This is a genomic window from Nocardia yamanashiensis, from assembly GCF_021183565.1.
GTDB lineage: Bacteria > Actinomycetota > Actinomycetes > Mycobacteriales > Mycobacteriaceae > Nocardia > Nocardia yamanashiensis.
Genome location: NZ_CP089226.1, coordinates 1862066 through 1874906, shown reverse-complemented (window position 1 = coordinate 1874906; position 12841 = coordinate 1862066). Strand labels below are relative to the sequence as shown.

The window sequence follows — 12841 nt, the reverse complement described above, 5'->3', positions numbered from 1 at the left end:
GCGATTCGACTTCACGATCTAGCAGTGATAGATTCTCTATCGTCGTTACACACCGTGTACGCGGCTAGATCGGTTACCGGCGATAGAAGTGATCGCCGACTGGGCAAGGAGTCTCTGATGAAGGTTCTGGTGACGGGCGCCTCCGGCGCGATCGGCGGCGCTGCGGCACGGGCGCTGCTCAACCGCGGGCATCGCGTGATCGGCACGGTGACGAGCGCCGGCCGCGAGGTTCCCGAGCAGGTGGAGACGCTGGTGGCCGACCTGTTCGATCCGGCGGCGCTCACCTCCGCGCTCGCCGATGTCGATGCGGTGGTGCACGCGGCCTCCAGCAATGACGAGCGGGCGGGCGAACTCGACCGGATCGTCGCCGAGACCGTGCTCGACGCATTCGCCGGTACTGGAAAGGCTTTCGTGTACACCAGCGGAATCTGGGTGCACGGCCATTCCGGCGAGACGACCCTGACCGAGGACTCCCCGCTGGCTCCGCCGCTGGTGGTGTCCTGGCGGCCCGCGGTCGAGAAGCTCATCGAGGAGACCGGCAACGCCCGCGGCGTGCGCACCGTGCGCATCCGCCCGGGCCTGGTCTACGGCGCCGGAAAGGGTTATCCCGCAATCCTGCTCGCCCCGCAGCAGACGCCCGACGGCCCCGTGGTGCGGCACTTCGGCGACGGCTCGAACCGCTGGCCGGTCGTGCACGTCGACGACCTCGGCGAGCTGTACACCCTGGCGGTGGAATCCGCGCCCGCCGGGTCGGTCTACCTCGCGGCCCTCGACGAATCCGTCCGGGTCGCCGACGCGGCGCGCGCGGTCGCCGAACGGCACGGCGCGCAGGTCGTGGACTGGAATCCCGAAGACGCCCAACAGTATTGGGGCGTCATGGTGGAAGCCTTCATGCTCGATCAGCTCGCCTCCGCAGCCAAGGCGCGCACCGAACTCGGCTGGACGCCCACCCGTCCGGGCCGGGCGGCGGACCTCACCGCGAGCTGAGCGGTTCGCCCGATCCCAGGCGGCGGGCCCGACCCACTCCGGGACCGAGGCGACCGGCGGATATCGATGGGCGTCAAGAGGTTCGGCGGAATCGTGGCGGCGGTGGGCGCGGTGCGGAAATATCAAGGTGGTGCTCGACTTTCACGCTGTCGCCGCGGCTCGCGAGCGGGAATGCCGGGTTCGCGCCCGGGCCTACTCCACCTGGTTGTCCACGCTGCGGCCCGCCAATGTCATTCTCGTCGTCGGGGCCGCGGTGCTGTCCACCGTGGCCGGGTCGGTGGTGCTGGGCACCAAGGAGGCCGGGAACCTTCCGGCCTACCTGGCCCTGGGCGCCGCTATCTGCACCATCGTCCACACGGCGTTGAATTGCGATGTGCACCAGGCCGAATGCCGGATGCTGCGGTCGGTGTACGAGGCGCAGGCCGACCGGTATCGCTCACTGCAAACCCTGGAGGATCCCGCGGAATTGCGGACCGGTATCCGGGAGCTCGATATCCGGCAGGCGGCCTTGCGGGAGAAGTCCGAGGCGACGCCGCCCGGCTGGGCGGTGCGGCGGGCCGAACGACGGGAGGCCGCGCCGGTGCAACTGGCGGAGCAGCGGGAGGCGGCGCCGGCGAAATCGGCGGAGTAGTCACGACAGCGGAACCAGCGGGGTCGCCGCGACAACGAAGCCGACGGAACGATGCGGCGGGAGCGGGTCCTGGACCCGCGACCCACCGGTGTAGCGGTGCCGGGGCGGACCGGCTGGGCGCGGTCTGGGACCATGGAAGTGCGGTGCGCGAGGCCCGCGATCTCTGCTCCGCTCGGTTCGGCAATTTCACAGGTGTTCGGCAACTCCGATGTGTCAGGCAATCGTTTCCGCTACGCAGGAGGTCGAAAATCCATGGTGTCCAAGCAGCACTACCGACGGTCAGCACTCCTTCTCACCACGCTCGGCGCGCTCGGTCTACTGGTCGCGACCGCCGGTCCGGCGTCCGCCGCCAACAGCATCGACGTCAGCGGTGTCGGCCCGGCCAATGTGCAGGTCGACTACAGCTGTGATGCCTCGGCCGGGGTCGCGAGCATTCAGGCGATGGCGGGCGATCCCAATGCCGAGAGCCCCGCCGCCACCGGCAGTCAGCGCGAAGTCACCTGCGACGGCAGCGCGCACACCGCGGTCGTCGTCCTCACCGGCGCTTCCGGGGCGTCCGCGCCACTCGCCGCGGGACAGACCGTGCAGGTGCGGGTCGCGCTGGTCGATCGCAACGACACCGTCGTCACCGGTCAGGCCAAGGTGGTGTCGCTCGCCTGATCCCGCCGCCGCGGTGACCGCTTTGGTCCACTCCCACAATCGATTCCGGCGTCGGCAGGGGGCCGTCACAGAACCCCGCGATCTTGGTCAGCCGACCACGCGCGCGCGGATATAAAGGGGCTCCCGCCGATTCGGGATGGTGGAATCGGCCCGGCCAGAACCGCGAGACTGTGGTAACCGAGATATTTGATACGACCGTGGAATTGCCGGTGGCGGCGCAATCGCTGCGGGAGTTGCTGACCGACCCGCTGGTCTACCCGCGGATCTGCACCGGGATCGGCGGCTGTGAGCGCGTCACCACGCCGGACGGCGGATCGCGGTGGGAGCTGCGGGTCGGGACATCCGAGGCCGGCGTCCGCACGGTGTGCATCGATGTGCGCGCCGGGCGCAGCGACGGCCTCGAGCTCCAATGCCCGGACACGGGCAGCTTCGCGCTGATCCGGTTCCGGGCGCGCGAGGACGGCACCCGGGTCACGGTCACCTACTTCGCACCGGGGCGGATTCATCCCGCCATTGCCGGACAGCCGAATTCGGTCGTCACCGACTGGACCCGGGATGCCCTGCGCCGGCTCGCCGAGCTGGCGGCCGGGGCCCCGACTTCGATCATCGACAATGGCGAGGACGCGCCGATGCGGCGGCGATTGCGGATCGCCCGGCAGGTGGTGACGACCGGCGTCGTCACCGGGCGGATCGATCGCGGGGTGAAACAACTGGGCGGACTGGTCAAATGGGGATTCAATCTGGCGGGCGGGTACGCGGCGGCGGCCGCCGCCGCGTCGCCTAGGCGAACCGCCGTCGTCGACGACCGGGGCAGCCGTACCTTTCGCGAGATCCACGAGCGCAGTCACGCCCTCGCGAGCGCCCTCGCCGGGCTCGGCCTGGTACCCGGCGACGCGGTGGGGCTGCTGGCGCGCAATCGCGTGGGCATGGTCGAAACCATGGTCGCGGCAGGCAAACTCGGGGTCGATGTGGTGCTGCTCAACGCCGGACTGTCGGCGCGGCGCATCGAGGACCTCGTGCAGCGGCATCAGCTCGGGACCTTGTTCGTGGACAGCGAGCTCGAACATCTCGTGCACTACCTGCACGCCGATATCCGGCGCTACCGCACTGACGAGGTGCCCGGCGAGCACACCATCGCGGCGTTGGCGGCGGCCGGCGGATCCGGCTTCGACCGACCGGCACGGCCCGGGAAACTGGTGGTGCTCACCAGCGGGACCAGCGGCACTCCCAAGGGCGCGCGCCGCCCGCACGCCAAGGGCTTCGCCACCATCGCGGCGCTGCTGTCCCGAATTCCTCTGCGCATGAACGAGACCATGCTCATCGCCGCACCGCTGTTCCACACCTGGGGGCTGGCCACCCTGCAATTGAGCGTGGCGCTGCGCGATACCGTGGTGCTCTCGGAGGACTTCGACGCCGAAAGCTGCCTGCGGCAGATCGCTGAGCACGGCGTCCAGGTGCTCGTGGTGGTGCCGACCATGGTGCAGCGCATCCTCGATCTGCCCCTCGCCGTGCGCGCCCGCCACGACCTGTCGAGCCTGCGCGTGGTGGCCAGTTGCGGCGCACCGCTGGCGGCGGCGACGGTGCTGCGGTTCATGGACGTGTTCGGCGACATCCTCTACAACGTGTACGGCTCCACCGAGGTCTCGTGGGCAACCGTCGCGACGCCCGCGGATCTGCGTATCTCCCCCACCACCGCCGGACGGCCGCCACTGGGCACGAAAATCGCCGTGCTGGGCGAGAACCGGCGGCCGGTCCCGGTGGGCGCGACCGGCCGCATCTTCGTCGGCAACCACATGCTCTTCGACGGCTACGTCAACTGCCCGCCACCCGACGAGGTCGGCGGCCTGCTCGACACCGGCGATCTCGGCTACCTCGACGCGGCGGGCCGCTTGTTCATCGCCGGCCGCGACGACGAAATGATCATCTCCGGCGGCGAGAACGTCTTCCCCCGCCCGGTCGAGGAAGCCCTCGCCCACCTCCCCCAGGTCAGCGAAGTCGCGGTGATCGGCGTACCCGACCACGACTTCGGCGAGCGCCTGGCCGCCTACATCGTCAAACGAGACGGCTCAGGCCTGGACCCCGAAATGGTCCGCCGCTACGTGCGAAACCGCCTGAGCCGCTTCAGCGTGCCCCGAGACATCGTCTTCCTCCCCTCCCTCCCACGCGGCGAAACCGGCAAGGTACTCAAACGGCTACTGGCAGGACCTTCCGACGATTCCACGCCGTAGTCACGCAGGCCGGGAATCGTCATGTCGGCCGGACACCCGCCGCACCCGCAGTACGCCGGTCAGCATCGGGAGCTCGAATTCGCCCATGTTCGCTTCCGGCGTTCGTGCGAGGAACTCCCGTATGCGGCCGAGGGTGGCAGCTCGATCCGGGTCCGGCATCACCAGAACTCCCGCGCGGGTCGCGAGGGTGGCGACGAGCGAGTCGGCGTCACGGCGTTGGGTGTGCGGGAATTCAGCCTGTTCGGGGGTGCCGAAGCCGACCGTTTCGCCGGTGCCGGAGCGGTGCAGGTGCGCGGTCGCGGTGCGCCAGCTGCCGAGGGTGTCCCGGGGGCCGATGGCGGCGGATCCCCCGACCCGGGCAAGTCCGGCGATCCAGTCGATGCGGTCGTCGAGGACGTTCCACAGTCCGGCCAGGATGCCTTCGGGTGCAAGGACTCTCGCTATCTCGGGTCCCGCGACGGCCATGTCGAACCAGTGCATGGCGTTTCCGGCCAGTACGGCGTGAACGGAGGCGTCGGGCAGCGGGATTCGCTCGGCGCTGCCGGACAGCGCGCGGACCGACGGCAGCGCGCGGCGCAATTCGGCGAGCATCGCGGAGTCGGGTTCGACCGCCATGACGTCCACGCCCAGCGCCGCCACAGTGCCGGTCAGTTTGCCGGTGCCGGCGCCGAGGTCGAGCACGCGTGGTCCGGGTGCGGGCTCGAGCGCCCATTCGACCGCGGCGGGGGCGTAGTCCGGGCGATGCTCGGCGTACGCGGCTGCGGCGGTGCCGAACGAGGAGGCGTGCAGGTGGTGGGTGCGGTCCAATTCCGTCGCCCTCTCCGATCGGGCTCGAGCGTCGCGGGGTGTCCGTTTTGTTCAAGACGGGCAACGCGGACGCTCCTAGGGTTCCGAGTATGACTGTGCAATTGGATGTGATCGGGATCGTTGTCTCGGATATGGCGGCGGCGCTGGGGTTTTACCGGCGGCTCGGGCTGGAGATCGGGGATGGGGCGGAGAACGAACCGCATGTGGAAGTGGGGTTGCCCGGTGGGATGCGCTTGACGTTCGATACCGAGGAGGTCATTCGGTCGTTCCATCCCGACTGGCGGGCGAAGGCGGGTGGGCGGATAGGGCTGGCGGTGCGGTGTGGGAGTCCCGGTGCGGTGGATGCGAAGTTCGACGAGTTGGTGGCGGCGGGCTATCACGGGGAAGTGAAGCCGTTCGATGCGTTCTGGGGGCAGCGGTATGCGATCGTGGCCGATCCGGACGGGAACGGTGTGGATCTGTATGCGGCGCTGGGTGAATCCGCTCAGGACTGATCGGGGCGTGCGCCCGCCAGGTGACCGAGCGGCAGGCCGGTGAGGGTGCGGACCTCGCGGGAGAGGTGGGCTTGGTCGGCGTAGCCGGAGCGGACGGCGACCTCCGCGAACGGCGTGCCCGCGCGGGCCAGGGCGAGGGCGTGTTGCATGCGCAGGATGCGGGCCAGGGTTTTGGGTCCGTAGCCGAATGCCGCCAGGGATAGGCGGTGCAGGCGGCGTGGGCTCAGGTCCAGGTGGCGGGCGATGGCGGAGATCGATTCGCCGGAGCGTAATTCGGTGACGATGGCGTGCAGGATCGGGTCGGGCGTAGCCGTTTCGGCGGCCCGCCAGGCGGCGACGGCCTCCAATCCCGTGGCCGGGTTGTGCGCGCGGGCCAGGAGATCGTGCGCGCGACGTGTTTCGGCCGGAGTCCAGAGGTCGGCGAGGTCGATTCGGCTGTCCCGCAGTTCGTGCGCCGGGACGCCGAGCAGGGCGGGCGCGGAGCCGGGAAAGAACCGGATGCCCGCGATCCGGGTGGCCGATCCGAAAGTCGGCCGATACGGCTGGGTGTCCGGGCCCGCGACCGCGAGCCTGCCGTCGATCCAGAGCAGATCCATGGAACCGTCCGGGAACACCGGCATGCTGGATACACCGACGGGTTCGCGCGTCCACACCACCGCACCGGGTAGGGTCGAGGGGCGTTCGCGATAGCTGTCGACGGCCGCAAAAGCGTTGGGATGCACCGTTTTCGGCACCTCGCGCATTATTGCATCGCGTGCAACAATGCCATTGCTGCCACTTTGCGCGCAGTGCCCGTTCGGGGCGACCGTCATCAGTGCTTCCGCACCGTGTATTCGGCTTTGCCGGGCTTCCACACCGTGATCTCCAGGTGCTCGCCGTCCACCACCTCGACGGCGGAGGCCCCGGTGAGTTCCGCGGCATAGAACGGATCGAACTTCTGACCGCGTAGATCGAAGCCGGTTTCCGCGTACAACGCATCGGCGAATCGCTGGTGCAGCGCCTCGTCCTGCACATTGCGCACGGTGCCGAACAGCTTGGCGTCGCCGTCGCCGACATGGGTGTCGACGGTGGCGGTGTGCAGGCAGAAGCGCGGGTCGCGGGCCAGGTCGGCGAATTTGGTGGTGCCCGGCATGCCGCCCACCCAGAGCTGGCCTTCGAAGAGGCGCGGCTCCATGGGGCTGATGCGCGGCGAGCCGTCGGCGCGCACGGTGGCCAGCATGCAGAGGTTGCCGGTGGCGGCGTGACGGCGGGTGAAGATCGACGAGATGTGCGGTGCGGCGACAGCGAACTCGGACCAGGACGTCATAACCCGACGGTACGCGCGGGGGCCGACAGTTTCCGGGCCGCCAAGGAAGATGCCGGTCTGTTTGAATGGGCGGGGTGACCGTCTTTCGCCGTCTCGCGACACCGGCAGCGACGCTGCTCGCCGGCGCCACCCTGGCCGTTTCTCCCGCCGCGGCGGTGATCGGGGGTTCGGACGTTTCGGCGCGGGAGTATCCGTGGCTCGCGGCGGTGGGGAGTCCGTTGTTCCTGGACCGGGCGTCGGGGCAGTTCTGCGGAGGCGCGCTCATCGCGCCCGATCAGGTGCTGACGGCCGCGCATTGCGTGCAATTGGCCGGGGTGCTGCCGCAGGCGCTGACGGTCACCTTCGATCGGAGCGAGCTGCGGTCGGGTGACGGGGTCACGGTGGGGGTGCAGGCCGTACGCATCCATCCGGGGTTCCGGCAGGAGACGATCGACGGGGTGGAGGTCTACCGGCACGATCTCGCCGTCCTCACCTTGAGCGCGCCGCAGCAGCGGGCCGTCGTCGAAATCGCCGCGCCACACGCGGATTCGGGCACGGTCCTCGGGTGGGGTGGGACCGCCGACGGCGACACCTCGAATACGCGGCTGCGGGCGGCCGTCGTGCCGTTCACGGCCGATGCCGATTGTGCGACCGCCTATCCCGGCGCGTTCGACAGCGCGGATATGGTCTGCGCCGGATCCACCGAGGCCGACACCGGGGAATTCGACAGCGGCGGGCCGCTATTGGCGGACGGGAAGCTGGTGGGGGTCACGTCGTGGGCGCGGGGAGCGGCGCAACCGGGATATCCCGGGGTTTACGCGCGACTGCCGTCCGCGTTCTGAGCGGGGTATCAGAGCTTCGATACCGATTGGGCGAAATCGAATACGCCGGCAGGGTCGTACCGGTCGGCGACCTTGCGTAGTCGAGTGGCGTTCGCGCCGTAGTACGCCCGGCCCCAATCCTTCAGGTCGGGGTCGATGTAGTTGACGAAGCCGGTATCGCCGACGAGTTGTCCCAGGCCGTCACGCACTTCGGCGACCGCCGTGCGATCGGCCGCGGTGATGCCGCCGACGTAGATCTGCGCCGTGGCCAGTGCACCTCGATGTGGAAAGGCGGTGTCGGCGGGTCCGATTCGGCTCACGGCTCCGGCGAGGCTGTCGAGCAGGATGTCCATGCCGGTGCGGCCGGTGAGCAGCGCGGTCAAGCGGTCCGGATCGGCGAGAGGTTTGGTCAGTACCCGGGAGGACGCGGTGAAGGATTCGCGATCCAGTAGGCCGCCGCCGTTCCAGGACGGACGGCATTGTGCGACCGCATAGTTCGTGCAGCCGCCGAAATACTGCATCGCCTGCAAATACCCCATATCGGTTACCGACCGGTCGGCTGGCTGGGTACCGGTGGCCGCGATCAGCTTGTCCAGCAGCGAGTTCAGGTCGGGTTCGGTGCCGAGATAACAGACGCTGATGCGGCAGGACGGTGCCTCACCGGCGGAAATCGCGAGGGTGGACCAGAATTCGTCCGGGGCATCGGTAGTGAAGGACTGCCACCCGCCGAGCACGGCGGTGGCGGCACCGGCCGCGAACAACAGCTTGGCGACGATCGGGCGCGGGGCGGGCCGGGTGCGGAAGGTGAACGAGGTGACCACCCCGAAATTGCCTCCGCCACCGCCACGCAATGCCCAGAACAGATCCGGCTCGGAGGTCGCGGACGCGGTACGCAGGGTGCCGTCGGCGGTCACGATCTGCGCCGAAACCAGACTGTCGCACGTCAATCCGTACTTTCCGGCCAGGACGCCGATCCCGCCGCCGAGGGTGAGCCCGGCGATGCCCACGGTCGGGCAGGAACCGCCCGGCAGGCAGCGGCCCGCACTCGCCAGGCCCGAGTAGACGTCCATCAGGCGGGCGCCCGCACCGATCACGGCGGTGCCGTCGGCGCGCACCTCGACGGTGTTCAGCGCGCCCACGTCGATGATCAGGCCGTCGTCGGGGGTGGAATAGCCCGCGTAGCTGTGGCTTCCGCTGCGGGCGGCGGCCCGCACGGCGGTGCCCGCGACCGCGGCCACGCACGCCTGCACATCCGAGACGGAGCCGCAGGCGGCCACCGCGGCGGGCCGGCGGTCGTCGAATCGCGGATTGAACGCCTGTTTCGCGCGCTCGTACCCGGTGTCCTCGGGTAGTAGCAGCGAGCCTCGCAGGCGCTTGCGCAGCGCGGGCCAATCCACCTGTCCCGGCGCCGATTCCGCCTGTTGCCAGCCGCTGGCCGTCCACGCCCCCAAGGCGGTGCTCGCCGCCGCCAGTCCGGCCACCCGCAGTACGGTCCGACGATCGATCGCCATCGCGCTGCCTCCCCCGAGGCCATTCCCGGTCGCGCACAGCGCAAACCGGTACGAAAACACCATCCGGCTCGATAATCGCGGCCGCCGGGATGGGTGTTTCAGCTGAGCATCTGCTCCGCGAGCCGGGTCCAATCGGCCAGAACCTGCTTGCGCCGCAGGCGATCCCGGCCCACCATCTCATCGAGGGTGGCGCCGCGCACCAGGTTGATGGTGAGCCAGAACGCGGCCTCGAGGCGATCGCGCGGCACCTCGATGCGGGCGGCGCAGGCGTCCAGCAGTTCGACCGTCAGATCGTGCTGTACGCGCAGCATTTCGCGGCGCAGTTCCTTGTCGTTGGCGATCCCCACATACAACTCCACCGCCGCCTTGCCGAGCTTCCCCGCGAACGGCGCGGTCACGAACTCGACCAGCACCTCCCCCGCCGACGCCGTCACGGCCAGCGTGCGCGTCCGCTTGCCCAGCGCTTCCCGCTGCCGCTGCGTCAGATGGTCGATGGTCTGCGCGAACAATTCCTGCCGGGTATGGAAATGATGCAGCTGCGCACCGCGCGTCACTCCGGCGCGGGCGGTGATATCGGCGATGGACGCGCTCGCATACCCCACCTCGGCCAGGCTGTCGATGGCGGCATCCAGCAGCAGTGCCCGCGTGCGCAGGCTCTTCTCCTGATGCTTGTTCAAAGGCAGACCGGAAACCACCAGCTCAGTCTAGCCAATTCCGAAAATTGCGTGCTCCCTTGCACGAAATTGGGTGTCACCCGTAACGTAATGGCATGCCAGTCGATCGCCTGCTGCCCACCACCGAGGCCCGCGACCTCATCGAACTCACCCGCGATATCGCCGACAAGGTGCTCGAACCCGATGCCGCCGAGTTCGAGAAGCAGGAGCGGTATCCGGAGGAGGCGTTCCGGGCGCTCGGGGCGGCCGGGCTGCTGAGCCTGCCCTACCCGGAGGAGTTCGGCGGCGGCGGGCAACCCTACGAGGTGTACCTGCAGGTGCTGGAAGAGCTGGGCGCGCGCTGGGCCGCCGTCGCCGTCGCGGTCAGCGTCCACAGCCTGTCCTGCCACCCGCTCTTCGTCTACGGCACCGAGGAGCAGAAGCAGCGCTGGCTCCCGGACATGCTGTCGGGCAATCTGATCGGCGCCTACAGCCTCTCCGAGGCCCACGCCGGTTCCGACGCCGCCGCCCTGCGCTGCCGTGCCGTCGAATCCGAGGACGGCTATCGCATCACCGGCACCAAAGCCTGGATCACCAACGGCGGCAAAGCCGACTACTACACCCTCTTCGCTCGCACCGGCGAAGGCTCGCGCGGCATCTCCTGCTTCCTGGTCCCCGCCGACACCGCGGGCCTGACCTTCGGCAAGCCGGAAGAGAAAATGGGCCTGCGCGCCGTCCCCACCACCAGCGCCGCCTACGACAACGCCCTCATCCCCGCCGACCGTCTCCTCGGCGCCCCCGGCCAAGGTCTCCCCATCGCCTTCAGCGCCCTCGACTCCGGCCGCCTCGGCATCGCCGCGGTCGCCACCGGCATCGCCCAGCGCGCCCTCGACGACGCCGTCGCCTACGCCAAACAACGAGAAGCCTTCGGCCGAGCCATCATCGACCACCAGGGCCTCGGCTTCGTCCTGGCCGACATGGCCGCCGCCGTCGACTCCGCCCGCGCCACCTACCTCGACGCCGCCCGCCGCCGCGACGCCGGCCTCCCCTACTCCCGCCAAGCCAGCATCGCCAAACTCACCGCCACCGACGCCGCCATGAAGGTCACCACCGACGCCGTCCAAGTCCTCGGCGGCTACGGCTACACCCAAGACTTCCCCGTAGAGCGCTACATGCGAGAAGCCAAAATCACCCAGATCTTCGAAGGCACCAACCAAATCCAGCGCCTCGTCATCGCCCGCAGCCTCGCCGGCAGCTGATTCGCCGACGGCATATCAGCAATCTTTCAGTCCAACCCCCGGTGGCACATGAGGTCATTTTCGCGCACATCCTGACGTGCGATGATCACCCGCATCGGAGCTTTCTCGACAGTCGACGCGGCAGCGAGACAAGATGTGGCTAACGGTGGGCGGCCGGCTTCCGGCCCGCTCACCGTGGCGACCGTTCTCGACGTCTGGATAAGCCGCCACCACACCGCCACACTGCTGGGACCGGCAGGGCTACAACGGATCGATCCCTATCTGGTGTCGCTGCGCCGCAGGTTCGGCGCAATCGAGGCCACCAAGCTCACGCCGGAGCGGGTGTTGTCTGCCTATCGACGCGACCCCGCCGATGACTATGCCGATCTGGCCGGCGGCGCGGAGCGATCCATTCTCACGATGGCACTGGATCTGGCCTTGGAGTATCGCCTCCTTGAAGCTAATCCACTGCGCCCGGCGATCGAAAATATCGGCGCGACCTGGTTCTGCGCTCATGCCTGAATCACCTCCGTGTCAGCGAACAGCAGATCGGCCTCGACGGGTAGTCGGCTGGTAGTCTCTACAAGGTGGCTATTGACTGGCACTACCGCTTCGCATACTTGCTCGGCGTCGCCGGTATCGATATCGACCAGGTCGTCGATGCGCTCGCCGATTGGCTCGGCGGTGGTAGCAGGGTATGGCTGCGCAATACCGACAGTCAGTACGTCGTCATCTGGATGCGTACTGCCGATCGGCAACCAGTGGAGGTTCTGGCACGAATCGCAGGATCGGACCTCTATCTGGTGGCGGGCCGGGAGTTGCAGGGTGACAGACTGGCCGACTTCGAGAAATGGGAGAACTCCGATGACTGAACACACCGATCCCACCACGATCGAACAGGTGAACGCGTTGATGGACAGCCTCGTGTTCACCGACGAACCGGTCGACCTGCCCCTCGATACCGCCCAGGACACCGACCCCGGGCTGAAGCCGTACTCGGTGAAGATGTCGGCCGAGCTCAATTCCCGTGTCACCGCCCGCGCGACCCGGCTCGGGATGAGCAAGTCCGCCTACTTCCGCTGGCTGGCCGCCCAAGATCTGGCGAAGGAAGCCGACGGCAGCGAGTCCGCGGCGAAACTTACCCGTATCGCCGACCAACTGAACCGAGTCGCCGACGAACTTCGCCATTCCGCCTGAGCTGGCCGTCACTCCCCTGCCTTGGTTATCGAACTGAATTCGCGGATTCGCCGCGCGATTGTGACCTAGCCCACTTGTGGGCGTAGCCGGCTGGCTGACGTGTCGTTACAGCGGGTCATGCGATGGCCATCGGGCTGTCATCGCGGCGGCAAATATCCAGGCGCACACTGGTTCCCGCACCCGGCGCCGGGCCCACATCCCCTTCTCCCTCTCTATGCAGGGGCCAGACGGCGCGGGTCCGGTGCGAATCGGGATGCTGCCCGTTCGTCATCAGGCATGGGATCCCGCACGTCCCCGCCGCCGGGTGCCCACCTGTCGTTGGGAGGCTC

General features: G+C 68.6%; 15 protein-coding genes. 10 read left to right on the top strand and 5 right to left on the bottom strand.

The features are described 5' to 3' along the window. Positions 1-117: 117 nt before the first annotated feature. From LTV02_RS09015 to LTV02_RS09000, 4 genes are all read left to right on the top strand, one after another. Entirely contained in the window at positions 118-987 is an 870-nt protein-coding gene (locus LTV02_RS09015; RefSeq protein WP_233039544.1) for an NAD-dependent epimerase/dehydratase family protein, read from the top strand. A gap of 130 nt (positions 988-1117) precedes the next feature. After that, positions 1118-1618: a hypothetical protein gene (locus LTV02_RS09010; RefSeq protein WP_233039543.1), complete on the top strand. Its 501-nt coding sequence runs from the start codon at positions 1118-1120 to the stop codon at positions 1616-1618. A gap of 252 nt (positions 1619-1870) precedes the next feature. Then, complete coding sequence (locus LTV02_RS09005; protein ID WP_233039542.1) at positions 1871-2278, top strand: hypothetical protein; 408 nt, start codon at positions 1871-1873, stop codon at positions 2276-2278. A 197-nt stretch (positions 2279-2475) separates the two neighbouring features. Continuing rightward, positions 2476-4506: an AMP-binding protein gene (locus LTV02_RS09000; RefSeq protein WP_233039541.1), complete on the top strand. Its 2031-nt coding sequence runs from the start codon at positions 2476-2478 to the stop codon at positions 4504-4506. On the opposite strand, the gene LTV02_RS08995 is transcribed toward LTV02_RS09000, so the two are convergent. Beyond that, complete coding sequence (locus tag LTV02_RS08995) at positions 4507-5313, bottom strand: class I SAM-dependent methyltransferase (protein ID WP_233039540.1); 807 nt, start codon at positions 5311-5313, stop codon at positions 4507-4509. 89 nt (positions 5314-5402) lie between these two features. Between LTV02_RS08995 and LTV02_RS08990 the strand changes: the two genes are divergently transcribed. After that, positions 5403-5807, top strand: coding sequence for a VOC family protein (locus LTV02_RS08990; protein WP_233039539.1), 405 nt, complete (start codon positions 5403-5405; stop codon positions 5805-5807). Here the strand turns inward: LTV02_RS08990 and LTV02_RS08985 are convergent. Next, positions 5798-6541, bottom strand: a complete 744-nt coding sequence (locus tag LTV02_RS08985; protein ID WP_233039538.1) for a helix-turn-helix transcriptional regulator — start codon at positions 6539-6541, stop codon at positions 5798-5800. The genes LTV02_RS08990 and LTV02_RS08985 overlap by 10 nt on opposite strands. A 77-nt stretch (positions 6542-6618) precedes the next feature. Further along, positions 6619-7113: a pyridoxamine 5'-phosphate oxidase family protein gene (locus LTV02_RS08980; RefSeq protein ID WP_233039537.1), complete on the bottom strand. Its 495-nt coding sequence runs from the start codon at positions 7111-7113 to the stop codon at positions 6619-6621. Between the two features lie 74 nt (positions 7114-7187). On the opposite strand from LTV02_RS08980, the gene LTV02_RS08975 reads away from it, so the two are divergent. Then, positions 7188-7934 (top strand): S1 family peptidase, encoded by a 747-nt coding sequence (locus LTV02_RS08975; RefSeq protein WP_233039536.1) that lies wholly within the window; start codon positions 7188-7190, stop codon positions 7932-7934. 8 nt (positions 7935-7942) lie between these two features. Here the strand turns inward: LTV02_RS08975 and LTV02_RS08970 are convergent, their stop codons facing one another. Together LTV02_RS08970 and LTV02_RS08965 are read right to left on the bottom strand one after the other, a co-directional pair. Further along, positions 7943-9424: an FAD-binding oxidoreductase gene (locus LTV02_RS08970; protein WP_233039535.1), complete on the bottom strand. Its 1482-nt coding sequence runs from the start codon at positions 9422-9424 to the stop codon at positions 7943-7945. A gap of 98 nt (positions 9425-9522) precedes the next feature. Continuing rightward, entirely contained in the window at positions 9523-10119 is a 597-nt protein-coding gene (locus LTV02_RS08965; RefSeq protein WP_233039534.1) for a TetR/AcrR family transcriptional regulator, read from the bottom strand. Between the two features lie 74 nt (positions 10120-10193). Between LTV02_RS08965 and LTV02_RS08960 the strand changes: the two genes are divergently transcribed. From LTV02_RS08960 to LTV02_RS08945, 4 genes are all read left to right on the top strand, one after another. Next, positions 10194-11336 carry an acyl-CoA dehydrogenase family protein gene (locus LTV02_RS08960; RefSeq protein WP_233039533.1) on the top strand — a complete coding sequence of 381 codons (1143 nt, stop codon included), beginning with the start codon at positions 10194-10196 and terminating at the stop codon, positions 11334-11336. A gap of 81 nt (positions 11337-11417) precedes the next feature. Beyond that, entirely contained in the window at positions 11418-11837 is a 420-nt protein-coding gene (locus LTV02_RS08955; protein ID WP_233039532.1) for a hypothetical protein, read from the top strand. Between the two features lie 65 nt (positions 11838-11902). Further along, positions 11903-12187 carry a hypothetical protein gene (locus LTV02_RS08950; RefSeq protein ID WP_233039531.1) on the top strand — a complete coding sequence of 95 codons (285 nt, stop codon included), beginning with the start codon at positions 11903-11905 and terminating at the stop codon, positions 12185-12187. After that, on the top strand, positions 12180-12512 hold the full coding sequence (locus LTV02_RS08945) for a hypothetical protein (RefSeq protein WP_233039530.1): 333 nt from the start codon (positions 12180-12182) through the stop codon (positions 12510-12512). The genes LTV02_RS08950 and LTV02_RS08945 overlap by 8 nt, the downstream gene beginning before the upstream one ends. Positions 12513-12841: the final 329 nt, after the last annotated feature.

Bases quoted from the DNA above. Each gene is read 5' to 3' on its own strand.
- LTV02_RS09015 (WP_233039544.1), top strand. From the start codon at position 118: ATGAAGGTTCTGGTGACGGGCGCCTCCGGCGCGATCGGCGGCGCTGCG.
- LTV02_RS09005 (WP_233039542.1), top strand. From the start codon at position 1,871: ATGGTGTCCAAGCAGCACTACCGACGGTCAGCACTCCTTCTCACCACG.
- LTV02_RS08990 (WP_233039539.1), top strand. From the start codon at position 5,403: ATGACTGTGCAATTGGATGTGATCGGGATCGTTGTCTCGGATATGGCG.
- LTV02_RS08980 (WP_233039537.1), bottom strand. From the start codon at position 7,113: ATGACGTCCTGGTCCGAGTTCGCTGTCGCCGCACCGCACATCTCGTCG.
- LTV02_RS08970 (WP_233039535.1), bottom strand. From the start codon at position 9,424: ATGGCGATCGATCGTCGGACCGTACTGCGGGTGGCCGGACTGGCGGCG.
- LTV02_RS08960 (WP_233039533.1), top strand. From the start codon at position 10,194: ATGCCAGTCGATCGCCTGCTGCCCACCACCGAGGCCCGCGACCTCATC.
- LTV02_RS08955 (WP_233039532.1), top strand. From the start codon at position 11,418: ATGATCACCCGCATCGGAGCTTTCTCGACAGTCGACGCGGCAGCGAGA.
- LTV02_RS08945 (WP_233039530.1), top strand. From the start codon at position 12,180: ATGACTGAACACACCGATCCCACCACGATCGAACAGGTGAACGCGTTG.